At 62.9% G+C, this 23,728-nt stretch carries 19 protein-coding genes; 12 read left to right on the top strand and 7 right to left on the bottom strand.

Going from position 1 to position 23,728, the window contains the following annotated elements:
- Window positions 1-3: 3 nt before the first annotated feature.
- The 3 genes from DK842_RS14820 to DK842_RS14810 all read right to left on the bottom strand — a co-directional run bounded on the left by DK842_RS14820 (window position 4) and on the right by DK842_RS14810 (window position 3,519).
- Window positions 4-573, bottom strand: coding sequence for a GNAT family N-acetyltransferase (locus tag DK842_RS14820; protein WP_114062132.1), 570 nt, complete (start codon window positions 571-573; stop codon window positions 4-6).
- 82 nt (window positions 574-655) lie between these two features.
- Entirely contained in the window at window positions 656-2,149 is a 1,494-nt protein-coding gene (locus DK842_RS14815) for a CoA-acylating methylmalonate-semialdehyde dehydrogenase (protein WP_114062131.1), read from the bottom strand.
- A gap of 32 nt (window positions 2,150-2,181) precedes the next feature.
- Entirely contained in the window at window positions 2,182-3,519 is a 1,338-nt protein-coding gene (locus tag DK842_RS14810) for an aspartate aminotransferase family protein (RefSeq protein ID WP_114063749.1), read from the bottom strand.
- 100 nt (window positions 3,520-3,619) lie between these two features.
- Here DK842_RS14810 and DK842_RS14805 point away from each other — a divergent pair, with 100 nt between their 5' ends.
- Window positions 3,620-4,531: a LysR family transcriptional regulator gene (locus DK842_RS14805; RefSeq protein ID WP_114062130.1), complete on the top strand. Its 912-nt coding sequence runs from the start codon at window positions 3,620-3,622 to the stop codon at window positions 4,529-4,531.
- Window positions 4,532-4,846: 315 nt separating this feature from the next.
- Here the strand turns inward: DK842_RS14805 and DK842_RS14800 are convergent, their stop codons facing one another.
- From DK842_RS14800 to DK842_RS14790, 3 genes are all read right to left on the bottom strand, one after another.
- Window positions 4,847-5,215: a DUF1304 domain-containing protein gene (locus DK842_RS14800; RefSeq protein WP_114062129.1), complete on the bottom strand. Its 369-nt coding sequence runs from the start codon at window positions 5,213-5,215 to the stop codon at window positions 4,847-4,849.
- Window positions 5,216-5,346: 131 nt separating this feature from the next.
- On the bottom strand, window positions 5,347-6,642 hold the full coding sequence (locus DK842_RS14795) for a hypothetical protein (RefSeq protein ID WP_114062128.1): 1,296 nt from the start codon (window positions 6,640-6,642) through the stop codon (window positions 5,347-5,349).
- A gap of 71 nt (window positions 6,643-6,713) precedes the next feature.
- Window positions 6,714-7,613: a LysR family transcriptional regulator gene (locus DK842_RS14790; protein ID WP_114062127.1), complete on the bottom strand. Its 900-nt coding sequence runs from the start codon at window positions 7,611-7,613 to the stop codon at window positions 6,714-6,716.
- Window positions 7,614-7,721: 108 nt separating this feature from the next.
- On the opposite strand from DK842_RS14790, the gene DK842_RS14785 reads away from it, so the two are divergent.
- The 4 genes from DK842_RS14785 (at window position 7,722) to DK842_RS14770 (ending at window position 11,654) form a co-directional block, all read left to right on the top strand.
- The gene (locus tag DK842_RS14785; RefSeq protein ID WP_114062126.1) at window positions 7,722-8,498 is read left to right on the top strand and encodes an SDR family oxidoreductase; all 777 of its coding nucleotides are present in this window, start codon (window positions 7,722-7,724) and stop codon (window positions 8,496-8,498) included.
- A 40-nt stretch (window positions 8,499-8,538) separates the two neighbouring features.
- Window positions 8,539-9,081, top strand: a complete 543-nt coding sequence (locus DK842_RS14780; RefSeq protein WP_114062125.1) for a DUF924 family protein — start codon at window positions 8,539-8,541, stop codon at window positions 9,079-9,081.
- Window positions 9,082-9,200: 119 nt separating this feature from the next.
- The gene (locus tag DK842_RS14775) at window positions 9,201-9,599 is read left to right on the top strand and encodes a CesT family type III secretion system chaperone (protein WP_114062124.1); all 399 of its coding nucleotides are present in this window, start codon (window positions 9,201-9,203) and stop codon (window positions 9,597-9,599) included.
- A 60-nt stretch (window positions 9,600-9,659) separates the two neighbouring features.
- A complete protein-coding gene (locus DK842_RS14770) occupies window positions 9,660-11,654 on the top strand; it encodes an RTX toxin (protein ID WP_114062123.1) in 1,995 nt (664 codons plus the stop codon).
- On the opposite strand, the gene DK842_RS23060 is transcribed toward DK842_RS14770, so the two are convergent.
- Window positions 11,649-11,831 carry a hypothetical protein gene (locus tag DK842_RS23060; protein ID WP_145964045.1) on the bottom strand — a complete coding sequence of 61 codons (183 nt, stop codon included), beginning with the start codon at window positions 11,829-11,831 and terminating at the stop codon, window positions 11,649-11,651. The two genes, DK842_RS14770 and DK842_RS23060, sit on opposite strands and share 6 nt — an antisense overlap.
- A 45-nt stretch (window positions 11,832-11,876) precedes the next feature.
- Between DK842_RS23060 and DK842_RS14765 the strand changes: the two genes are divergently transcribed.
- The 7 genes from DK842_RS14765 to DK842_RS23055 all read left to right on the top strand — a co-directional run bounded on the left by DK842_RS14765 (window position 11,877) and on the right by DK842_RS23055 (window position 23,721).
- Entirely contained in the window at window positions 11,877-14,921 is a 3,045-nt protein-coding gene (locus DK842_RS14765; RefSeq protein WP_232538492.1) for a type VI secretion system Vgr family protein, read from the top strand.
- Between the two features lie 15 nt (window positions 14,922-14,936).
- Window positions 14,937-19,556, top strand: a complete 4,620-nt coding sequence (locus DK842_RS14760; protein WP_114062122.1) for an RHS repeat-associated core domain-containing protein — start codon at window positions 14,937-14,939, stop codon at window positions 19,554-19,556.
- On the top strand, window positions 19,553-19,969 hold the full coding sequence (locus DK842_RS14755) for an NTF2 fold immunity protein (RefSeq protein WP_168194891.1): 417 nt from the start codon (window positions 19,553-19,555) through the stop codon (window positions 19,967-19,969). The genes DK842_RS14760 and DK842_RS14755 overlap by 4 nt, the downstream gene beginning before the upstream one ends.
- 341 nt (window positions 19,970-20,310) lie before the next feature.
- Complete coding sequence (locus DK842_RS14750; protein WP_198414546.1) at window positions 20,311-21,204, top strand: RHS repeat domain-containing protein; 894 nt, start codon at window positions 20,311-20,313, stop codon at window positions 21,202-21,204.
- A 2-nt stretch (window positions 21,205-21,206) separates the two neighbouring features.
- Window positions 21,207-21,536, top strand: coding sequence for an immunity protein Imm33 domain-containing protein (locus DK842_RS14745; protein ID WP_114062120.1), 330 nt, complete (start codon window positions 21,207-21,209; stop codon window positions 21,534-21,536).
- 42 nt (window positions 21,537-21,578) lie between these two features.
- A complete protein-coding gene (locus tag DK842_RS14740) occupies window positions 21,579-23,072 on the top strand; it encodes an RHS repeat-associated core domain-containing protein (protein ID WP_114062119.1) in 1,494 nt (497 codons plus the stop codon).
- Between the two features lie 67 nt (window positions 23,073-23,139).
- Window positions 23,140-23,721: a hypothetical protein gene (locus tag DK842_RS23055; protein ID WP_145964044.1), complete on the top strand. Its 582-nt coding sequence runs from the start codon at window positions 23,140-23,142 to the stop codon at window positions 23,719-23,721.
- Window positions 23,722-23,728 lie beyond the last annotated feature (7 nt).

Here is a 23,728-nt window from a genome sequence, read left to right as displayed (position 1 = left end):
TTTCTAACGCTCCAAGTCGTACTCCATCTGCCAATCGAACGGCTCCAACTCCACTTGCGGAGCATGCAGCCAACGCGCCGGCACGCAGCCGCTGCGCTCGTAGAACGACACCGTCTCGATGGCCGAATGCGAGGAGATGTACAGCTTGCGCGCGCCCATCGCTCTGCCGCCGGCGACGCAGGCGGCCATCAGCTCGCGCCCCAGACCACGGCCGCGCCAGCGGGCATCCACCTGCAGTTCCTTCAATTGCCGATATTCGCCATCCGGCCCCAGCGGCTCCGGCGAAACGGCGGCGAAACCGGCCAGGTTTTCGCCTTCCATCGCCGCCCACACCCGCCCGGCCTCCGCCATCGCCGCCAGTTCGCGGCACAGCGCCCGCCGCTCGTCCGCCGACCAATCGTCGATGAAGGGCTCGGTCGCGATGCGCCTGTCGCCGGGCGCGCCGCGATACACCAGCGTGACATCCTGCCGGCGCTGGAAACCGTCCAGCCAATCCGGGCCGATATCGGCCGTGTTCAGGCGGCGGATGGCCCAAGTGGAAGAAACGATGGTTGCGGAAGCAGACAGTTTCATGGCGGGTAAATAAGGTCAGAACATTGCCATTATGCCAGCGAAACGGGCCGCCCTCGCGAGCGGCCCGTCTATCGCGGCTGATTCACAGGCTGGGGAAGGCGAACTGCGACGCCTCGTGGCTGGCGCGCTGCGGCCAGCGCTGGGTCACCGCCTTGCGCCGGGTGTAGAAGCGCACGCCGTCCGGGCCGTAGGCATGCAGGTCGCCGAACAGCGACCGCTTCCAGCCGCCGAAGCTGTGGTAGGCCACCGGCACCGGCAGCGGCACGTTGATGCCCACCATGCCCACCTCCACCGTGTCGGCGAACAGCCGTGCCGCCTCGCCGTCGCGGGTGAAGATGCAAGTGCCGTTGCCGTATTCGTGAGCGTTGATCAGCGCGATCGCCTCCTCCAGGCTGTCCACCCGCACCACGCACAACACCGGGCCGAAGATTTCTTCCTGGTAGATGCGCATGTCCGGCGTCACGCGGTCGAACAGGCAGCCGCCGAGGAAGAAGCCGCCCTCGTGGCCCGGCACCGCGATGCCGCGGCCGTCGACCACCAGCTCCGCTCCGGCCGCCACGCCGTCGGCGATATAGCCGCAGACCTTGTCCAGATGGACGCGCGTCACCAGCGGGCCCATGTCCAGGCCCGGCGAGGTGCCCGGCCCCACTTTCAAGGCCTGGATTTGCGGCGTCAGTTTGGCGATCAGCGCGTCGGCCGCGCGGTCGCCGACGCAGACGGCGACCGAGATGGCCATGCAGCGCTCGCCGCAAGAACCATAGGCCGCGCCCATCAAGGCGTTGACGGTGTTGTCGAGATCGGCGTCCGGCAGCACCACCGCGTGGTTCTTGGCGCCGCCCAAGGCCTGCACCCGCTTGCCGCGGCGGCTGCCCTCAGCGTAGATGTATTCGGCGATGGGCGTGGAGCCGACAAAGCTGACGGCCTTGACCTCCGGCGCCGCCAGCAGCGCGTCCACCGCCTCCTTGTCACCATGCACCACGTTGAGCACGCCTCGGGGCAAGCCGGCTTCATGCAGCAGACGGGCGATCAGCAGCGTCGAGCTGGGATCGCGTTCCGACGGTTTCAGGATGAAGGCGTTGCCGCAGGCGATGGCCAGCGGATACATCCACAAGGGCACCATGGCCGGGAAGTTGAACGGCGTGATGCCGGCCACCACGCCCAAGGGCTGGAAATCGCTCCAGGCGTCGATGCCGGGGCCGGCGTTGCGGCTGTACTCTCCCTTCAGCAGCTCCGGCGCGGCGCAGGCGTATTCCACATTCTCAATACCGCGCTTCAGTTCGCCGGCGGCGTCCTCCAATGTCTTGCCGTGCTCGCGGCTGATCAACGACACGATGTCGGCCTCATGCCGCTCCAACAGCTGCTTGAAGCGGAACAACACTTGCGCCCGCTTGGCCGGCGGCGTGTCGCGCCAGGCCGGGAACGCCGCCTGCGCGGCCGCCACCGCCTGCGCCACGGTGGCCGCATCGGCCAATGGCACTTCGGCGACGGCTTCGCCGGTGGACGGATTGAATACCGGCGCGCGGCGGCTGCCGCCGTCGCAAGCCTCGCCATGGATCAGGTGTTGCACAGTCGTCATTTCAGGATCTCGTTTTATTGGTGACAATCGTTTCAGGCCAGCTTGGCCAGCGTCTCGCCGACGGCGTCGAACAGGCTGTCCAGCTCCTGCGGCGTGGCGGTGAACGGCGGGCCGAACTGCAGCGCGTCGCCGCCGTAACGGACGTAGAAGCCCTTGCGCCACAGCGCCATCGCCGCCTCGTACGGCCGCACGATGGCGTCGCCGCCGCGCGGCGCGATCTGCACCGCGCCGGCCAGCCCGCAGTTGCGGATGTCGACCACGTGCGGCAAGCCTTTCAGACCGTGAATGCCGCGCTCGAAATGCGGCGCCAGCTCGGCGGCCCTGGCCACCAGGTTTTCGTTCTCCAGCACGTCCAGCGCCGCCAGCGCCGCCGCGCAGGCCACCGGATGGGCGGAATAGGTGTAGCCGTGGGCGAACTCCACCGCGTACTCCGGCGTCGTCTGCGCCATGAAGGCGTCGTAGATCTCGGACGTCGCCACCACAGCCCCCATCGGCACCGCGCCGTTGGTCAGCTGCTTGGCCAGGTTCATGATGTCCGGCGTCACATCGAAATAGTCGGCGCCGAACAGCGAGCCGGTGCGGCCGAAACCGGTAATCACCTCGTCGAAGATCAGCAGGATGCCGTGCTGGCTGCAGATTTCGCGCAAGCGCTGCAGATAACCCTGCGGCGGCACGATGACCCCGGCCGAGCCAGCCATCGGCTCCACGATCACCGCGGCGATATTGGACGCGTCGTGCAGCTCGATCAGCCGCAGTAGGTCGTCCGCCAGCTCCGCGCCATGCTCGGGCAGGCCGCGGCTGAAGGCGTTGGCCGGCAGCAAGGTGTGCGGCAGATGGTCCGCGTCCATCAGCGGGCCGAACAGCTTGCGGTTGCCATTCATGCCGCCCAGGCTGGTGCCGGCGATGTTGACGCCGTGGTAGCTGCGCGCCCGGCCGATCAGCTTGGTCTTGGACGCCTGGCCCTTCAACCGCCAGTAGGCGCGCGCCATCTTCACCGCGGTGTCGGCGCATTCGGAGCCGGAGTTGGTGAAGAACACGTGGTTCAGATCGCCCGGCGCCATCGCCGCCACCCGTTCGGCCAGCTTGAACGACAGCGGGTGGCCAAACTGGAAGCCGGGCGAATAGTCCAGCGTGGACAGCTGGCGGTAGGCCGCCTCGGCGATCTCCTTGCGGCTGTGGCCGGCGCCGCAGCACCACAGGCCGGACAGGCTATCGAAGATGCGGCGGCCTTGGTCATCGACCAGATAATTGCCGTCGCCGGCCACGATCAGCCGCGGATCGCGCTGGAAGTTGCGATTGGCGCTGAACGGCATCCAGTGCGCGCGCAAATTGAGAGAGTCGAATTCGGAACGGGTGGTGAGCGGGTTCATGTCGGGCACCTGTGTGCGGAAATATGGACACAGCATGCCGCGGACATTGCGTGAGTTAAATGCTATCTTTCTTATGTTCAGATAAATAAAGACTCAACTTATGAAATCCGCGCTGGGACAAGTCAGCGATTTCGATATCCGCCTGCTGCGGCTGTTCCGCGCGGTGGCCGAATGCGGCGGTTTCTCCGCCGCCGAAGGGGTGTTGGGCATCAGCCGTTCCGCCATCAGCCTGCAGATGGGCGATCTGGAAAAACGCCTCGGCATCCGGCTATGTCAACGCGGCCGCGCCGGCTTCGCGCTGACGGACGAGGGACGCGAGGTGCTGCGCGCCAGCCAGACGCTGCTGGCGGCGCTGGAGGATTTCCGCGGCGAGGTGAACCTGCTGCACCGCCAGTTGCGCGGCGAGCTGAACATCGGCATCGTCAATAATCTGGTCACGCTGCCCCGGATGCGCGTCACCGGCGCGCTCAAAGCGCTGAGCGAGCAAGGCCCGGAAGTGAAAATCTCCATCGGCATGATGACGCCCAGCGACATCGAAACCGGCCTGCTGGACGGCCAGCTGCACGCCGGCGTGGTGCCGCTGATCCAGCCTTTGTCGGGGCTGGACTACCTGCCGCTGTACGAGGAGCGATCGCAGCTGTATTGCAGCCGCGAGCATCCGCTGTTCAGCCGGCCGGACGCCGACATGAGCGAGGCGGACCTGGCTGCCGCCAACGCCGTCGCCCCCGGCTACCGGCTGCCGCCGCAGGCCCAGGCGCTGCAACAGCGGCTCACGCCCGCCGCCACCGCGTCCGACCGCGAAGGCATCGCGTTTTTGATCCTCAGCGGCCGCTACATCGGCTATCTGCCGGACCACTTCGCCGCCGCCTGGGTGGCCCAGGGCATGATGCGGCCGCTGCGGCCGGACATCTGCCATTACGACGCGCCGCTGGCGCTGGCGGTGCGCAGGGGCCGGCGCGCCAATCTGGTGCTGGAGCGCTTCTTGCAAGAGCTGGAGAGACATCCGGCATAAACGGTATGGCGGCTTGACCTTGACCGCGTGCCGGGGCTCTTCATTCCAACACCATGATCCCGCTCCCGCACCCGATATGAGCCTCAACGCCCCAGCCCTGCCAGTGGCTGTCTCAACCAAGCGGCATCCGGCACTCGCCGCCGCCATCGACCAGGCCGGTGCGCGACAGCGAAGGGCTGCCCCTGCCCTGCGCGGGCCTTCCATCCCGACGCCCGGCTCTCCGTGGCGATGCTCAGCCATGCCAAGCTGGAAGGCTTGCCTGGAAGACCATCCGCGCCAATTGACCGATGCCATCTACCGCCAGTTGGCTTAAATCTATCCGCCTGATCGACTCAGCAGCAGCAAGGCCAGCCCCGCCGCAGCCGGCAGCCCCTGCACAAACAGGATGCGCCGGTTGACGGTGGCGGCGCCGAACACGCCCGCCGCCAGCACGCAGCCCAGGAAAAACAGCTTGATGGCGAAGCCATCCCCGCCCAGCCACAGCCCCCACAGCAGGCCGGCGGCGAGGAAGCCATTGTACAGGCCCTGATTGGCGGCCAGAACCTTGGTGTCCCGCGCCCGCTCCGGCGTCAGCCGGAAGGTCTTCATCCCCAGCGGCTTGTCCCACAAGAACATTTCCAGAATCAGGAAATAGACGTGCAGCAAGGCCGTCAGGGCGACGATGAGATTGGCGGCCAGGCTCATCGCGCCGCTCCCGCGGGCAGGGATGGGAAAGGAAAATCGAACATGGCGCATCCTCCAGTGGACGGCCGGGCATCGCGCGCGCCCGGCTCAGCCTGGATATTGCGCCAACGGCGCGAGCCTGCCAATCCGCGTCACGCCGCCTTGGGCGGCTCTTCCGGCGGTTTCTCCGTCGGCTTGGCGCTCAGCAGCCGCGGCCGGCGATAGCCGTTTTTGTGCTTCAGCGTGGACAGCAGAAAGCGGGTGTACGGCTGGTTGCAGATTTCCCCAAACAGGAAGCGCAGCGTCGCCTCGTCCGGCGCGGCCCCGCCGCCGGCCTGCAAAGCGCCTGCGGCATTGGCCGCCACTTTGTCGGCCTGCTGCCGGCGCGGGTCGTCTTCCGGCAACTCCAGCTTTTCGTTCAGGCTGGCGATAGACGCCACATCGGCCAGCCCCAGCCGTGCCAGACTGGCGCCATGGTCGCTGAAATACCGCCAGACAATGGCCTGGCTGCTCAGCCGCAGGATGAATTTGAATGGAAATCCGGTGCGGATGGACAGCAATACCGGATCGGTGCCTATCAATTGCTCGATGGAGTTGACGCCTTCGGCCGCCATCCCGGCGGCGATGTCGGCGGTCACGCCTTCCAGCTTGATCAACTGGTCGCTGTTCTGATCCTGTTCGCCGCTGCCGAAGCTGCGCGACGCCAGCCGCCGCAGCAGCTTCATCAGCACATCCATCGGAAACGCGCCGATGGCGAAGGCTGCCACCGTCTGCAGCGCGGACACCGAACCCGCGTCGGCGCTGGAGGCGGCGCTCACCGCCGCGCCTATCGGAATGGCCAGCGTCATGCGCAGCGCGTACCAGTAGACGTCCGCCACATTGAGGCTGCGCCGCCGCACCGACGTCACCATGTCGCTCACCACGAACAGGTAAGCGCCGGCGATGGAGGCCGCGACGATCAGGTTGTTCACCGGCAGCGCCAGCTTGCCCATTTCCGCAAACGTGAACAGGGTGGCCATGAAGGCGATGGCCGCCTGCAACAGGATCATCGGCGTGATGAACACCGAACGGCCGTAATGCTCGCGGTAGATGACCCCGAACAGGCGCTCCGCGGCGGCGTCCACCTCGCCCTGGCTCACCGTCGGCGGCCAGATCTTCAGCGCCGGCTCCCTGTCGGTGCGCGGCTGCCAGAACTGGCGCAGATAGAAAGCCAGCCCGCCGTCGTTCAGACGGTTGCGGAATTCCTCGTAGCGCGCGCCCCAGCCGGTGACCAGAAAGCGGATCAGCGGCGCGGCCGCCAGGCAGCTGGCCAACAGCACCAGCGCGACATAGCCGCTGAGGTAAAGCTGGGAAAACTCGCCTGCAGCCAAGGGATAAACAATGCTCAAACAGGCGGCGTCCAGCGCCAGCACGCATAGCCACATGCCGTAATATTTCGGGTCTTTCATGGTCCCCCCTCCGCTGCAGAGTCGGCTTTCAGGTTAGACCTTGATGAAAAAATCTCATTTAGTACAAACAACTAGCGCGCATGCGACGCCAACAAAGCTTCCAGCCAGGCCAGAAAAGCCTGCACCCGCCGCGACAGATGCCGCCGGCTGGGGTAGACCAGATGCACCGGCATCGGCTCCGGCCTGGCCGACGGCATCAAGGCCACCAGCGCTCCGCTGCGCAGATGCTCGTCCACATCGTAGCGCGGCACCTGGATCAGCCCCAGCCCCGCCAGCGCGCAGGCGATGTAGGTTTCCGCGTTGTCCGCCCCTACCCGGCTGCGCAGCTTGCGGCTACGCGTCTCCCCGCCCTCGCGCCACTCCCAGGCCGCCCGCCGGCCGCTGGTTGGGGACACGTAATCCACCGCCACATGCCCGTCCAGATCCTGCGGCCCGGCCGGCGCGCCATAACGCCCCAGATAATCGGGGCTGGCGCAATTGACCATCTCGAACGCGCCCAGCGAGCGCGCCACCAGGCTGCTGTCGGCCAGCGCGCCCACCCGCAGCGCGCAATCCACCCCTTCCTGCACCAGATCGATGGCGCGGTCGCTGGAGCCCAGGTCCATCTCCAGCTTGGGGTGCTGCGCCAGCAGGCCCGGCAAGGCCGGCGAGATCAAGCGCCGCGCGATGCGGCTGGGCGCGTCCACCCGCAGCCGGCCAACAATGTCGCCGCCATCGGGCAGAAAACCCTGCTCGATGTCCTCCATGTCGGCCACCAGAGCCGCCGCGCGCTCCAGCAGCGCCTCGCCGTCCCGAGTCAGGCTGACCCGGCGCGTGGTCCGGTGCAGCAGGCGCGCGCCCAGCCTCGCCTCCAGTTGCTGCATCGCCACCGAAACCGTCGCCCGCGGCAGCCCCATCTGGTCCGCCGCCTGGGTGAAGCTGCCGCATGCGGCGATGCGCATGAACAGGCGCAGCAGGTCTATGCGGTCCATGTCCGCTCCATTGTTATGAAATATTGAAAAGACTACTCGCGTTTGGCGTATTTATTGGAAAAATCTACACGATAGACTGGCAACTCCACAACGCACTGGAGCAGTCACATGTCGAACCAGCACACCATCCGAGACAAAGTCGTCCTGATCGCCGGCGGCGCCAAGAATCTGGGCGGCCTGATCGCCCGGGATTTCGCCCGCCAAGGCGCCAAGGCCGTGGTCATCCATTACAACAGCGCCGCCACCCGCGCGGCCGCCGAGGCCACTGTGGCCGAAATCCGCGCCGCCGGCGCCCAGGCCGTGGCCCTGCAGGCCGACCTCACCCGCGCCGGCGCGGTGGAGAAACTGTTCGCCGACGCGGTGGCCGCGGCGGGCCGCCCTGACATCGCGATCAACACCGTGGGCAAGGTGCTGAAGAAGCCCATCGCAGACACGACCGAGGCGGAATTCGACGAAATGAGCGCGGTCAACACCAAGTCGGCGTTCTTCTTCCTGAAAGAAGCCGGCAAGCACGTCAACGACAACGGCAAGATCATCACCCTGGTCACCTCGCTGCTGGGCGCCTTCACCCCGTTCTACGCGTCCTATGCCGGCACCAAAGCCGCCGTCGAGCACTTCACCCGCGCCGCGGCCAAGGAGTTCGGCGCGCGCGGCGTCTCGGTCTCCGCCGTCGGCCCCGGCCCGATGGACACGCCCTTCTTCTATGGCCAGGAGGGCGAAGACGCGGTGGCCTACCACAAGAGCGCCGCCGCGTTGTCCCCACAGAGCAAGACCGGCCTCACAGATATCGAGGACGTGGTGCCGCTGATCCGCCATCTGGCCAGCGACGGCTGGTGGATCACCGGCCAGACCATCCTGATCAACGGCGGCTACACCACCAAGTAAGCGCCGATGGCCGCCCCCTCCGGGGCGGCGTCTCGCCCCCATGCCCATCCCGATGGAATCGCCCGACGCCGTGCTGCGCTTCTGGCGCGATGCGCGCGCCGACTGGTTCAGCCAAGACCCGGCTTTCGACCGCCGCTTTGCCGAACGCTTTGCCGCGCTCCACAAGCTTGCGGCCCACGGCCAGCTATCCGCCTGGCGGAGCGCGCCTCAAGGCAGCCTGGCGCTCGCGATCCTGCTGGACCAATACCCGCGCAACGCGTTTCGCGGCGCGCCGCGCATGTACGCCACCGACACCCAGGCGCTGGCCATCGTCCGCGCCGCGCTCGCCGCCGGCCACTGGGATGCGGCAGGCGATCTGCGGCTGTTTCTCTGCCTGCCCTTCGCCCACTCGGAAAACATGGCCGACCAAACACTGTCCGTCGCCCTCAACGCCCGCCTGGGCCAGCCCTGGCTGAGCCATGCCGAAGGCCACCGCGACATCATCCGCCGCTTCGGCCGCTTTCCGCACCGCAACGCCATCCTCGGCCGGCCGTCCACGCCGGCGGAAACCGCCTTTCTGGCAAACGGCGGCTTCTCCGGCTGAGACAGCGCCGCCGGCGCGATGGACAAAACTTGAAAGCCTCCCCCCGCCTCGGACGATATCGTTTGCGTCATCGCCGCGCCTTCCTGCCGGCCCGTTTTCGTCTTTGCAAGGAATGCCCCATGTCCAACGGTTACGCCGACATCGCGCTGGCGGAGTTCTGCCAGCGCAACCGACTGCCCGAGCTGCGCTTCGACTCGCAGGGGCTTTGCCACCTGCTGCTGGATGGCGATCTGCCCGTCACCCTGCGCAACGTTCCGCAGCGCCAGCGCGTCACCGTCATCGTTCAAGTCCAGCCGCAGTTGCCCGACCATCCTTCCCGCGCCTGGCTGGAAGCCAGCCTGTCCGCCGCGCTCAACCCCATGCTGGACGACCAGCCGGGCTTGGGCTGGCACCCGGAAATGGGCGTGGTGGCCTACGCGCATCTGGACCAATCGCCAGACACCGCCGCCCAGTTGGAAACCACGCTGGCCCAACTGGCCGAGTGGGTGCGCGACTGGCGCGAAACCCACGCCCGCTAAGGCGCGGCCCTGGCTGGCCGCCTTCCACCTCGAACAATACAAACCATCGGAGTCTTCACCGTGATCGAATTCAGCTCCCTGCAATCCTTCCAGCGCGCCGACGCCGGCGCGCGCAGCCAGATTCTGGCCGAAGGCCGTTTCGCCGTAGCCGGCCGCGAGTTTCTGGTCCAGGCCGATCAACAAACCATCCGCCAAGCCACGCCGGAAGCCGCCGCCTTCCATCAAGGCGCATCGTCTGCGCTGGATGGCCGCGGCCAATCCTGGCTGCCGCAGCTGCAAAGCGCGCTGTTCCCGCAGCCTTCCCAGCTGGCGGGCAGGCTGGAAGCCAATCTGTCGGCACTGCCGCTCACGCTGCTGAAGCCGGACGATCAGGCCTTCCTCGCCTCCACTGGCCGTAAATTCGCCGGCATTTCCATCGACCGGCCCAGCCAGGCCTTGAGCCAAGTGCGCGACGCGTTCCAGTCCGTCATCGCCCGCGCCGACGAAAGCAGCCTGCGCCAGTTGGATCAGTCGCTGGAGCGCTGGCAGCAGGACAAGCCCAAGGAGTTCGCCAACCGCGGCCAGCATGCGGCCGGCTTGCGCCGCGAAATCGCCCAAGTCATCTCCCACTTGCAGGCGGAGCGCGCCAAGGCGGCCGGCTTGCACGGCATTTCGCTGCCGCCCGCCGTCGCCAGCCAGTTCGCCGATAAAGTGGCCTTCGACGGCATCGGCCGAGTGATGGGCCTGAAAACCGAGCTTGGCGCAGGAGAGATCGAACAGTTGCAAAACCGGCAAACCACCTCGCTCACCCGGCTGAACGCCGCCGGCGAGCGCACCGCGCCCAAAACCGAAAACGCCAGCCTGGTCGCCTTCGTCGACGCGCTGCGCCAGGACGGCGGCGCCACCGCCCTGTCGCTGGCCGATCGCGCGCAAGGCCTGTGGCTGAGCGGCCAGGTCAACACCCAGCAAAGCATCGAGCTGTATCAGGATGCCGTGCGCCAACTGAGCGGCCAACCGCATCTGGCCGGGCTGGCGGAATCCTTGCTGGCCGACGCCCGCAAGGAAAAAACCACCGGGCAATATCTGGATAATCTGTTCGGCCGTTACTTCGATTCCGAATTCGCCCACGCGCTGGTGGAACGGCCCTCCGACGCCGCCTTGTCCACCTCCGCCCAAATCGGCGACGCGCTGGTGAAAGCGTTCGACAGCTACTTCGAGCAGTTGCCCATAAACGACGCCGATCGCGCCAAGCGGCTGGACAGCAAGATGGAAGCCTTCGCCAAGGCCATTTCCAAGGACACCCGCCCCTGGTTCAGCGAAGTGCCGGAGCTTACCCGCTTCCTGGCCCAGCCCAGCCACGCCAACTTCCAGGCGATGATGGGCAAGGTGGACAATGGCTTCGACATGATCAAGGTGCCGTTCCTGGCGGTGAAGATGGCGATTACCGAAGGCATGGGCCTGAACATGGCTGACTGGAAACGCGCCGGCGACCGCTTCTACACCGACCACATCACCAAGGCGCGCTCCACCAGCGAGGTGGTCAGCGAGAATGAAGACCGCTCGATCAAGGTCACGCTGAAGGAGCAGCAAACCCGCGGCTACGGCACCCTGCTGCCGCATCAGCAGGTGGAACAGCAACGCCACGACGGTTTCCTGAGCGGGCGCAACGTCGCCGCCGGCCGCATCCTGACGCCGGGCAAGGAGACCGCGTTCGAGCGCAACGCGCTGTCACAGGGCCAGTCGGTGGTGACCGGCGCATCCGGCTCCACCAACATCATGGTTCACCTGAATCAGCACCTGGCGGGCGAGCTTGACGGTTTCTCCCCGGAGCAGGCCTATCTCAACACTCTGGCCTTCCTGGTATTCGACGGCGGCCATTCTGTGAACGAAAGCCTCTCCGTGTACCAGGCGCTGGCGGAAACCGGCGACAAGCGCGCCGAAGTCCTGCAAAGCTATACCGCCGATTACCGCGACCTGATCAAGCTGGCGCCGACTGGCAGCCAGGAGTCCGTCGAGCAGGCGCTGGCGGCGGCGTTTGACAAAACGGTGGATTTGAACCGCCAACTGCAGTCATAATCCCCACTCCCCTACGCGCGCCGATCTCCCCGGCGCGCGCTTTTCCCAGGCGCGATCCGCCGTCTCTACTTTTTGCTCATACCTGTCCTTTAGTTCAGGTCCATCCAGCAAATGGGAATGTTCGTCTTGTTGACGCAATGCCTTGAACATAAAATCTTGCTTCATTTCGATTTTCACACTTATCAACCCTCTTTATGAGGGTATTTTTCTTTTGGATAATCGATGGACCTTAGCTCACTCCTCGCCAGTTTCGCCTCCGCCTTCAACCAGGACCAACGCCTGCTCACGCTGGAGCTGGGCGGCGGGCACGTCGCCGCCGAGCAGCTGCTGCCGCAAAGCCTGGACGGCGAGGAAGGGGTGTCACAGGCCTATCGCCATGTCGTGACCTGCTTGTCTCCCGACGGCGCCATCGAGCTCAAGACCCTGCTCGGCCAATCCGCCCGCATCGGCATCGCCGACCCCGCCGGCCGCGAGAGCCTGCGCTGCGGCGTGGTCAGCCAGGCCAGGCTGCTGGGCTCCGACGGCGGCTTTTCCCAGTACCAGCTGACCATCGAGCCGCCGATCGCGCTGCTGCGCCATCGCCGCACCTCCCGCGTGTTCCAGGACATGACGGTGCCGGACATCGTCCAGCAGATCGTCCACGAGCATCAGGCGGCCAACCCGGTGTTCGCCCGCGCGCAAGCCCTCGAGTTCAAGGTGGGGCCGGCCCAGCCCCGCAGTTATTGCTTACAATATCGCGAAGACGACTTCAGCTTCATCGTCCGCCTGCTGCATGAAGAGGGCTACGCCTGGCGCTTCGAGCACCTGGACGGAGACAGCCCCCAGGTCAAGCTGGCGGTGTTCGACGACGTCTACAGCCTGCCGCCGGCCGAAGTGGAGCGAGTGCGCTTCCACCGCAGCGACGCCACCGAAGAAGAGGACGGCCTCACCGACTGGAGCGCCAGCCGCCGGATCGTCCCCGGCAACGTGGCGCTGGCCACCTTCGACTACCAGCCGGTGTCCACCCAGCACACCGGCGACAGCAGCCAGATCGACCAGGGCCAGGGCGGCCAGGCGCTGCAATCCAGCCTGCAGGACTACGACCCGCAAAGTCTTTACTACGCCGGCGACGCCGAGCAGCTCAGCCACTACGCCCGGCTGCGGCAGCAGGCGCACGACCGGCTGGCCAAGCAATTCGAAGGCGCCGGCTCCATCCGTGGCCTCACCGCCGGCCAATGGTTCCGCCTGGACGACCACCCGGCGCACGACGGCGACAGCCACGAGCAGCGCGAATTCGTCGTCACCGGCCAACGCCTCCAGGCGCGCAACAACCTGCCGACCGACCTGAAAGCCATCCTGCCGGCCGGCGAACCCGCCGACGCCCCATTTAGCACCCAGATCCAGGCCCAGCGCCGCGGCATCCCGCTGACCCCGGCCTACGCCGGTACAGAACACGCCAAACCGAAATCGCGCGGCGTGCAGACCGCCACCGTGGTCGGCCCGGCCGGCGAAGAAGTCCACACCGACGCCCAGGGCCGGATCAAGGTGCAGTTCCACTGGCAGCGGCCGGAAGAACACCCCGCCATCGGCGCCGGCCTCGACGACAAATCCTCCTGCTGGCTGCGCGTCGCCATGCCATCAGCCGGCGCCGGCTGGGGCCACCAGTTCATCCCGCGCATCGGCCAGGAAGTGCTGGTCGACTTCATCGAAGGCGACATCGACCGCCCGCTGATCACCGGCGTGCTGTACAACGGCAGCCACCCCACGCCCGACTTCAGCGGCGCCGGCAGCCTGCCCGCCAACAAGACCCTGTCCGGCATCAAATCCAAAGAACATCAGGGCGGCGGCTACAACGAGCTGCTGTTCGACGACACCCCCGGCGAAGTGCGCGCCAAGCTGTCCAGCGAACCGGGCAAAACCCAGCTCAACCAGGGCTACCTCGCCCATCCGCGCAGCAACGGCAAGGCCCAGCCGCGCGGCGACGGCTTCGAGCTGCGCACCGACAATCATGGCGCCATCCGCGCCGCCCACGGCCTGCTGCTGTCCACCGAAGCGCAGAACGGCGCCGGCGGCAAACAGCTCGCCAGAGAACACGCGCAAAGCCAGCTCGACGCCGCGCTCTCCCTCAGCCAAGCGCTGGCCGAAACCGCCACCGGCCAGCTGGCCGACGCCATGGAGACCGGCCCCGACGAGATCGGCCCGGACAACGTCAAGGCCGGCAAGAAGAGCGATGGCCACCTGCAACACCACGCCGACGCGCTGAAGGCCTGGGAAGCGGGATCGAACACCGACAAGGACGGCAAAACCGCGAAAGACCAAGCCGGCCAGCAGCCGCTGCTGATCCTGTCCGCACCCGCAGGCATCGCCTCCCTGACCGAGCAAAGCCAAACCCTCAGCGCTGGCCAGAACCTGAATCTGGTCGCCCAGCGCGACGCCAACCACGCGACCGGCCGACGCTGGCTGCACAACGTCGGCCAGCACATCAGCCTGTTCGTGTCGGGGGTGAAAGACAAGGTGGCGCTGAAGCTGATCGCGGCGAAGGGCAAGGTGCAGGTGCAGGCGCAGAGCGACGCGATGGAGCTGACGGCGGATAAGGAGCTGACCATCACCTCCGCCAAGGGCAAGGTGCAGATCGCCGCCAGCCAGGAAGTGCTGCTCACCAGCGGCGGCGGCTACATCCGCATCGCCGGCGGCAATATCGAAATCCACTGCCCCAGCGAAGTGAGCGTCAAGGGCGCCAGCCATAGCCTGAGCGGCCCGGCCAGCCTCAGCACCCCCACCCCGGCATTCGCCAAGCCCGGCACCGGCAATCTGCAGGTCATCCACGAGTTCGCCAACGGCGTCTCGATGAACCAGGGCAAGTTCGTCGTCACCGACGCGCTGGGCGTCAAACACAAGGGCGTGCTGGACGAGGCCGGCAAGGCGATGGTGCACGGCTTGCCGGTGGGCCCCGCCCAGGTCGACTTCCTGGGCCGGCCGAACAAGGACAAGGCCGACATCTTCCCCTTTGTGCCACAGCCGGAAGAAGCGGTGAAACAGCTGGTGGGCGGAGAGGCGGTGAAGAAGCAGGCGATGAGCCAGCTCTCCAGCCTGGTGGGCAAGACCTTGCCGCCCGGCGTCGCCGCGGCCGCCGGCCAACTGTCCCAAGCCAAGAATACGCTGGACCAGGCCAAGCAAGTGGCCGGCCAGGCGCAGGCCATGCTGCAGCAGGCGCGCGATGTGAAGCAACTGGCTTCTTCCGCCGCCACCGTCCCGAACGCAGCCAATCTGCTCAAGAAAATACTGTAAAAGATACTCGCCATCATGACGACCGCAGCCCTCGCACGCCCCGTAGCCGTTATTCCCGCCACGCCTCAAGCCGCAGCCCAGGCGCTGCAGCAAACCGGCCAAGACTTCGATAAATGGCTGCGCAGCATCAGCGACGGCCATCTGTCGGTGGAGAGCCTGAAAACCATCGCGTCCGCAGTGCCGGTGGTGGGCAACCTGATTTCCATCGGCGACGTCATCGTCGACATCGTCGACATGTCCAACAAGTCCCGCGCCAATCAGGAGGTCGATGTCTTCGACTGGCTGTTCCTGGGCGTGGACCTGATCGGCGTGATCCCCGCGGCCGGCGGCCTGTTCAAGATGGGCGCGCGGCCCACGCTTAAGTTGTGCGCCACCAGCCTGCGCCGCGCCGGCAAAGACTGGGCCAAGGGCGAGATCGAAGCGGGCCTGGCGGCCAAGCTGGTGACCATGCTGCCGGCCAGTTACCGCAACTCGCCGGCGGAATGGGTAAAGTATGTAGACGGCAAGATCCAGAACGAGCTGAAAGTCTGCGGCGCCAAAGGCGCCACCATCATCGCCGGCATGGGCGAACTGCTGACCAGCCTGGGCACCGGCAAGTTCGGCGCCTATGTGCAAAAGAACGTCAAGCATGCGCCCGTCCGGTACAACCTCAATAAAACCAATGACCAAGGTTTTTGGGGCACGGTCAGCGCCCACCTGCATTCGCTGAACCAGGCCGCTGCCGATGCCGGCACCGAAGCGGCCGCCGGCATGACGGTGGCCGCCGCCAAGCAGATCGACTCCATCCTGAAAGGCACAGTTTCCGCGCGCCTGATGCAACGCCTGGGTGCGGCCATGGCCAAATGGGCGGGCATGCTGGTGGACATGCTGATGAAGATGTACAGCAGCCACCTGAAGCCGTTGCTGGACAAGCTGTTGAAAGCCTTCCTCAATCACCTGCCGAAAAAAGCGGCGGCGGTGGCGACCAAGGCGGTGAATACCGCCAAGAAAAAGGTCGAACAGACCGTGAAGGAAGTTGCCGCCAAGCTAAAGCAGCTCGCCAAGCCTGGGCCCAAATGTGCTTGCGCTAGCACCCAGGCCTCCATCGGATACGCTTTTGGCGACGAGTCGCTACAACACACCGACTTCAGCCTTCCGGGTGTTCTTCCTATTGTTTGGACACGGCAATATCGTTCCAACTTTGGCGGCAACGATCAAAAAGGCGAGTTCGGCGCGCGCTGGAGTCTTGCCTATGCCGCCCGCTTCGATATTGAAGGCGGGCAGCTGAAATTCCACGACGACAGCGGCCGCACGCTGGACTATCCGCTGCTGCCGGAAGGCGAGTCGCACAAGGACGGCATCGAGGGCTTTACGCTCACCCGCCTATCCGACACCCTGCTGTCGCAGACCTTTGGCCATGACTTGATCCAGCTGTACGAGCGCCACGGCGACAGCTTCCGACTGGCGCTGATCAAGGACCGCGCCGGCAACAGCATTGCGATGAACTTCCGCGATGGCCGCCTCAGCCAGCTGGTCAGCAGCGCCGGCTACGCAGTGGACCTGAATCACGACGCCATTGGCCGCGTCACCCGCGTTACCCTGCAGAATCTGGAAACCGGCCTGCCGCAACGCACGCTGGCCGAATACCGTTACAGCGATATCCCGCAGCTGGGCGGCGATGCCGGCGACCTGCTGGCCGCCACCGATGAAAACGGCGAAAGCTGGAGCTACCAGTACCAGCATCACCTGATCACCCGCTACACCGACCGCACCGGCCGCGGCATCACGCTGGAATGGGATGGCACGCATCTGGACGCCCGCGCCATTCGCGAATACGCCGACGACGGCAGCCTGGACGTGCGCCTGGCCTGGGACGAGAACATCGATCTCACCTATGTCACCGATGCCTATGGCCGCACCACCGAATACTATTTCGACGAAAAAGGCTACAACTACCGCATCGTCTATCCGGACCACAAAGAAGAGTGGTTTGAATTCGATGACGACAAGAAGCTGCTCAGCCATATTCGCCCGGACGGCACGCAAGACAGCTATGACTACGACGCCAACGGCAACCTGATCTGGCACGAACGCGCCGACGGCAGCGAAGTGCACTTCACCTACGACGAGCAGGACAATCTAATCGAAATCATTGACCCGATGGGCGAGAAATGGCTGCGCGCCTACGACGACAAGGGCCAGCTGATAGAGGAAACCGACCCGCTCGGCCACAAGACCAAGTACGCGTACAACGAGCAAGGCCTGCCGGTAGCCATCACCGACGCCAAGGGCGGCGCCAAGAAGATAGCCTACCGCCCGGACGGCCTGCTGGAGAGCTATACCGACTGCTCCGGCAGCGCCACCCAGTGGCAGTACGACGAACGCGGCCGCCCGCTGCTGATCATCGATGCGATGGGCAACGCCACCCGCTATCAGTACGCCGCCAACGGCACGCTGCAAGCCATCGTCCAGCCGGACGGACAGGCCACCCAGCTGGAACACGACGCCGAAGCCCGCCTGCTGAAAATCACCGACCCGCTGGGCCGCGGCACCCATTACGAATACGACAAGGCCGGCCGGCTGCAAAAGCGCACCGACGCCAACGGCCACAGCCTGGGCTACCAGTACGACAAGCTAGGCCGCCTCACCGCGCTGCGCAACGAGAACCACCGCTACTACCGCTTCGACTACGACGACGGCGGCCGCCTGACGGCCGAAACCGGCTTCGACGGCAGCGCCACCCGCTATGTCTACGACAACGCCGGCCGCCTGGCGCAGCAGGTGGAAGGCGACATCGCCACCGATTACCGCTACGACCGCGCCGGCCGCCTGATCGAGCGCAGCGCGCCGAACAGCAAGGAAAGCTTCGGCTACGACCCGGCCGGCCGACTGTTCCAGGCCAAGAACCGCTACGCCAGCCTGCGCTGGGTGTACGACGCCGTCGGCAACGTTTCAGAGGAACACCACGGCTACCACGTCGCCGGCGTCAAGGAAACCTACCGCTGGCAGCATGAGTACGACAAGCTGGGCAACCGCATCGCCACCGTCCGTCCGGATGGCCACCGCGTGGACGTGCTCAACTACGGCAGTGGCCACGTGCACGGCCTGCTGTTCGGCCAGCGCGACATCTTCAACCTGGAACGCGACAAGCTGCACCGCGAAACCCAGCGCGTGCTGGGCAATGCGTTGCAGCAGACTCTGGCCTACGACAAGGCCGGCCGCCTATCCAGCCAGCGGCTGATGGGCGCCACCCAGTGGAGCCGACAGTACCAGTACGACGCCGCCGGCCAGCTGACCGGCATCGCCGACAATCGCAGCGGCCAACTGAATTACCGCTATGACCCGGTGGGCCGTCTGCTGGAGGCCGCCACCCCCAAGGGTGTGGAAAGCTTCCGCTTCGACCCCGCCGGCAACCTGCTGGACAACGCCCCGACCTCCGACGGCCATCAGAGCGACAGCCTGCTCGGCAACCTGCTCAGCCAGTACGCCGGCCGCCACTACCGCTACGACAGCCGCGGCAATCTGGTAGAGAAACGCGTAAACGGCAGCCTCACCCAGCTGGAATGGGACAGCCACAACCGCCTGTCCCGCCTCACCGCGCCGGACGGCCAGCGCACCGACTACCATTACGACCCGCTGGGCCGCCGCATCGCCAAGATCAGCCAGGGCCAGGCCACGCTGTACGGCTGGGACGGCGACGTGCTGGCCTTCGAAACCCGCGACGAGGCAGCGGTGCACTACCTGTTCGAGCCGGACAGCTTCGTGCCGCTGGCCCAGGTGCACACCGACGCCATCCGCGGCGTCAAGGTACCGGCCTGGAGCCAGCACAATCCCTACGACCCGGACAAGGACCCGCTGCGTCAGGCCGGACCTGAGCCGCAAGAACCGAAGGCGGTGTACTACTACCACACCGACCACCTGGGCACGCCGCAGGCGCTGACCGACGAGCATGGCGCGCTGGCGCTGGAAATGGACTACCAAGCCTGGGGCCAGGCGCGCGAAGTCATCGCCGACGCCGCCTCAAAAGCCGGCATCCGCAACCCCTTCCGCTTTCAGGGGCAGTATCATGACGACGAGTCCGGGCTGCACTACAACCGTTATCGTTACTACGATCCGGAGATCGGGCGGTTTATTTCGCGGGATCCGATTGGGTTGATGGGTGGGATAAATACACATAACTATGCACCTAACTCAATACAATGGGTTGATCCCCTAGGTCTGTGGGCAGCAGGTGCCAAGTACAAGTATAAATATGGCCCCAACGGTGAAATTAGAAGTGCCACTGCTAAAATTAGACCCGAGGATTTGAATACAGGCACAAAGACTAGCACCTCCTCTAGAGCATTCGCCCGTAGTTTAGGTTGCCCGCACGATGATGCTGGCCATGCCATTGCGAATAGACTAGGAGGTTCTGGTGGTGATGATGGAGTATTCCCCCAAACTCTGGGCATTAACCGTGGCCAATATAGAACTCACGAAGCTCAAATTGCAGAAAAAGTTAAAGCTGGTGACAATGTAATTGTCAGAGTCGTTCCACAGTATGACAAGGGCTCCACTAGGCCTCATTCTGTTTTATACCAAACAAGAATAAATGGCAAAACCACTACGAGAGTCTTTGACAATCCTTTAAAATGTTGTTGCGGAGAAAAAAAATGACCCCCCAAGAAACCATAGGACAATATTTAAAAGAGATGCTCGACTGGGAAATAAGCTTCTACAAAGAACAGAGAAGTGAAGCTTATAAAACTGATCCCACCGAGCGTGAAAAATCAAAAAAGATAGCAAGAGAAAGACTGCGCATCATATTTGAGAAGTATGTCAAAGATGGCGAGCAAAATAAAATTGCCGACGCCGCTTTAACTACTATGGCGGTGGGTCGCCCCCCGGCTTACGAACAAACCATTATTGAAGAAATATCGTCTACACACAATTACGTCATAACAAAACAAAACAGTGGATTTGAAAATTTTTTCAGATATACTCTTCAAGAAAACGACTCAAAATGGTTGATTGAAAAATTACATTTCTCTACTGATGGGAAAAAATGGAAGCTTGCGGAATCACTTTAAGAGCGGTTATTTTCACTATCATCTCCTATCCTTCAAGCGCCTCTTACATTTAGAAAAGGTTTCTGCTTAGGCTTCAGGACAATTAACAGTTTGGTTAGCCAGACCACACTCTACGGCTGGGACGGCGACGTGCTGGCCTTCGAAACCCGCGACGAGGCAGCGGTGCACTACCTGTTCGAGCCGGACAGCTTTGTGCCGCTAGCCTAGGTGCACACCAACGCCATCCGCGGCGTCAAAGTGCCGGCCTGGAGCCAGCACAACCCCTACGACCCGGACAAGGACCCGCTGCGCCAAGGTCAGCCAGGGCCAGGCCACACGGTACGGCTGGCTGGGATGGCGACGTGCTGGCCTTTGAAACCCGCGACGAGAAAGCGGTGCATTATCTGTTCGAGCCGGACAGCTTCGTGCCGCTGGCCCAGGTGCACACCGACGCCATCCGCGGCGTCAAGGTACCGGCCTGGAGCCAGCATAACCCCTACGACCCGGACAAGGACCCGTTGCGTCAGCCCTCGCCGGAGCCCGAGGCCCCCAAGGCGGTGTACTACTACCACACCGACCACCTAGGCACCCCGCAGGCGCTGACCGACGAACAAGGCGCGCTGGCGCTGGAAATGGACTACAAGGCCTGGGGCCAGGCGCGCGAAGTCATCGCCGACGCCGCAGGCAAAGCCGGCATCCGCAACCCCTTCCGCTTCCAAGGGCAGTATCATGACGACGAGTCCGGGCTGCACTACAACCGTCATCGCTACTATGATCCGGAGATCGGGCGGTTTATTTCTAAAGATATAATTGGATTAGCTGGCGGTATAAACCTTTATCAGTATGCAAACAATCCTCTAAAATGGATTGATCCATTAGGACTAGCAGGGACCACTATTGATGGACTAGGCAATGTCGTTCCAACAGACGACTACGGGATACCCGATAGAAATCTTTTCCAGCCCAACCCCAATATTACAAAGCCATATGTTCGCGACAAAACACTAGGCCCAGTCACAAGTCAACAAAATATTGTTCAAGGTCAACCTTGCGTTGTATGTGGCAACATAGGGAAAACACAAGTTGCAGATCATGTAGATCCGTTAGCTGTTGAATACTACAGAACGGGTAAAAATGACGTAACTCACCAAACAAGCACTGCTTCAGTACAGGCTCACTGTTTGAAATGCTCTTCAAAACAAGGGGGCCGAGCTTCGGCCTTCACAAGAGCCATGAAGAAAAAACTAGGAATATAAACATGACAAGCAGCAAAGAGCAAATTGAAATTTGCAAAAAATACTCGTCCAAGGTTATTGATTTGGATGAAAATGAAATGGTCGCGATTGCTCTTGAAACTATTGGCCAACTACCAATACGTGGCGTTAGAGTATTCAAAAGGGAGGGAGATAATATTTCGTGGTTTTTTTATTGCGGCGAATTCTCTGACTCCCCAGATTTCTTCAAGCCAATGCATGCCTCTCATTTGAATGAATACTTGCCAGAGGTGATGAAATTTCTTTGCCTAGAGCCCGGCTATAAATTCATGACGGATCCACATGGGTTTGAGGATGTTTGGAAGGAAGATTAAAAGAAGCAACCGAAATTATTTCAAAACCGCGAAACCCAGCGCGTGCAGGGCAATGCGCTGCAGCAGACCCTGGCCTACGACAAGGCCGGCCGCCTCTCCAGCCAGCGGCTGATGGGCGCCACCCAGTGGAGCCGACAGTACCAGTACGACGCCGCCGGCCAACTGACCGGCATCGCCGACAATCGCAGCGGCCAGCTGAACTACCGCTATGATCCGGTCGGCCGCTTGCTGGAAGCCGCCACCCCCAAGGGCGTGGAAAGCTTCCGCTTCGATCCGGCCGGCAACCTGCTGGACAACGCCCCGGCCGCCGACGGCCATCAGGACGACAGCCTGCTCGGCAACCTGCTCAGCCAGTACGCCGGCCGCCACTACCGCTACGACAGCCGCGGCAATCTGGTGGAGAAACGCGTCAACGGCAGCCTCACCCAGCTGGAATGGGACAGCCACAACCGCCTGTCCCGCCTCACCGCGCCGGACGGCCAGCGCACCGACTACCACTACGACCCGCTGGGCCGCCGCATCGCCAAGATCAGCCAGGGCCAGGCCACGCTGTACGGCTGGGACGGCGACGTGCTGGCCTTCGAAACCCGCGACGAGGCAGCGGTGCACTACCTGTTCGAGCCGGACAGCTTCGTGCCGCTGGCCCAGGTGCACACCGACGCCATCCGCGGCGTCAAGGTACCGGCCTGGAGCCAGCACAATCCCTACGACCCGGACAAGGACCCGCTGCGTCAGGCCGGACCTGAGCCGCAAGAACCGAAGGCGGTGTACTACTACCACACCGCCCACCTGGGCACCCCGCAAGCGCTGACCGACGAACAAGGCCGGCTGGCGCTGGAAATGGATTACCAGGCTTGGGGCCAGGCGCGCGAAGTCATCGCCGACGCCGCCTCAAAAGCCGGCATCCGCAACCCCTTCCGCTTCCAAGGGCAGTATCATGACGACGAGTCCGGGCTGCACTACAACCGTCATCGCTACTATGATCCGGAGATCGGGCGGTTTATTTCACGGGATCCTATTGGGTTGGTGGGTGGAATCAACACCCATAGTTATACATTAAACCCTGTTATATGGATTGATCCATTAGGACTCTCTCCTACACAGCTTGTTCGCTACAAACCTAGAAGTAGTGTCAAACCTTGCCCAGGGGGACGAGCCACAGCAATTCATCGTGCTTGGGGGGAAGAGCGTGAACTAGTAGCAGCTGGTGGCGGTAGCCGAGAATGGAGTGCAAGTGAGCGTGAAACAATTTTGAACACAAAAAATAATGCGCAACTGTCTTCAATAATGTCTAAAGCAGGCTATACGGGCCATCACATCAACAGTGTGAAAGGAAATGGCGAGCTCGGCACTGCATGGAAAGGTGACCCTCGGAACATCGTATTTCTACAAAATGGCTCTCACCCGAGTGGGTTTGATGAGCACTTGATGGGAAATCAGGGACACCGAGGAAATTACGATACGCCAGGAAAAGGCCGATTAATTGATAGAAAAGCAACAGCATCCCAAATGGGACAAGATGGCTGTCCACTATAGTTAATCACACCTAACTTCCAAATTGAAAACTTAAACCGAGGCCGACATGACAAACATCGCGACCGAGATGAAAAAAATCATCTCCCTACATAAAAAATATTCACTAAATGGTCACTTCACCACTGGCAATCAAACCATTCAAAATTGGCCATTTACGACATCACCAAATAAAGAACTAGTAGAACTATACGATAACTTTAATCCAGTTGATGTGGAAATTGAAACAGGTTTAACACCACTGACTTTTCACCCCCTAGAAAAGCTAAATGATGCACAAATCGGCTATGCCATCAAAAAAAACAAATCAGGAAATACAGAAGCAATAATCAATTGGCCTAGCAATAGAATTGTTATCATGGATGACATCGGCGGCGGAAAGCCTATTATTGCCGAAATATCCGAGGAAACTACTACAATTCTAGCTCAATACGAGCCGGGCTCAACAGTTAAAATCTCAGACTCACTGGCTGATTTTATAAATTCTCTTTCTGAAACAATTGATATTGTTTACGGCAAATATCAAATATTTGATGTATTCAATGATGATGGGACTGTAAAAGATTTATTTTTGCAAGACTTTTTCAATAAAATTACCCCTATTATTGGACATGATTACTGTTCAAATCTTTTCGAATATCTTTATGGATAGCATATTG

Source organism: Chromobacterium phragmitis, from assembly GCF_003325475.1.
GTDB classification, from domain to species: Bacteria; Pseudomonadota; Gammaproteobacteria; order Burkholderiales; family Chromobacteriaceae; genus Chromobacterium; species Chromobacterium phragmitis.
This window is presented reverse-complemented; position numbering and strand designations above follow the sequence as displayed.

Excerpts from the sequence above, each read along its gene's own strand:
- DK842_RS23055 (WP_145964044.1), top strand. The coding sequence starts at position 23,140 with ATGAAAAAAATCATCTCCCTACATAAAAAATATTCACTAAATGGTCAC.
- DK842_RS14755 (WP_168194891.1), top strand. The coding sequence starts at position 19,553 with ATGACCCCCCAAGAAACCATAGGACAATATTTAAAAGAGATGCTCGAC.
- DK842_RS14805 (WP_114062130.1), top strand. The coding sequence starts at position 3,620 with ATGAAATCCGCGCTGGGACAAGTCAGCGATTTCGATATCCGCCTGCTG.
- DK842_RS14800 (WP_114062129.1), bottom strand. The coding sequence starts at position 5,215 with ATGAGCCTGGCCGCCAATCTCATCGTCGCCCTGACGGCCTTGCTGCAC.
- DK842_RS14745 (WP_114062120.1), top strand. The coding sequence starts at position 21,207 with ATGACAAGCAGCAAAGAGCAAATTGAAATTTGCAAAAAATACTCGTCC.
- DK842_RS14810 (WP_114063749.1), bottom strand. The coding sequence starts at position 3,519 with ATGAACCCGCTCACCACCCGTTCCGAATTCGACTCTCTCAATTTGCGC.
- DK842_RS14795 (WP_114062128.1), bottom strand. The coding sequence starts at position 6,642 with ATGAAAGACCCGAAATATTACGGCATGTGGCTATGCGTGCTGGCGCTG.
- DK842_RS14790 (WP_114062127.1), bottom strand. The coding sequence starts at position 7,613 with ATGGACCGCATAGACCTGCTGCGCCTGTTCATGCGCATCGCCGCATGC.
- DK842_RS14820 (WP_114062132.1), bottom strand. The coding sequence starts at position 573 with ATGAAACTGTCTGCTTCCGCAACCATCGTTTCTTCCACTTGGGCCATC.
- DK842_RS14775 (WP_114062124.1), top strand. The coding sequence starts at position 9,201 with ATGTCCAACGGTTACGCCGACATCGCGCTGGCGGAGTTCTGCCAGCGC.
- DK842_RS14785 (WP_114062126.1), top strand. The coding sequence starts at position 7,722 with ATGTCGAACCAGCACACCATCCGAGACAAAGTCGTCCTGATCGCCGGC.
- DK842_RS14765 (WP_232538492.1), top strand. The coding sequence starts at position 11,877 with ATGGACCTTAGCTCACTCCTCGCCAGTTTCGCCTCCGCCTTCAACCAG.
- DK842_RS14760 (WP_114062122.1), top strand. The coding sequence starts at position 14,937 with ATGACGACCGCAGCCCTCGCACGCCCCGTAGCCGTTATTCCCGCCACG.
- DK842_RS14780 (WP_114062125.1), top strand. The coding sequence starts at position 8,539 with ATGCCCATCCCGATGGAATCGCCCGACGCCGTGCTGCGCTTCTGGCGC.
- DK842_RS14815 (WP_114062131.1), bottom strand. The coding sequence starts at position 2,149 with ATGACGACTGTGCAACACCTGATCCATGGCGAGGCTTGCGACGGCGGC.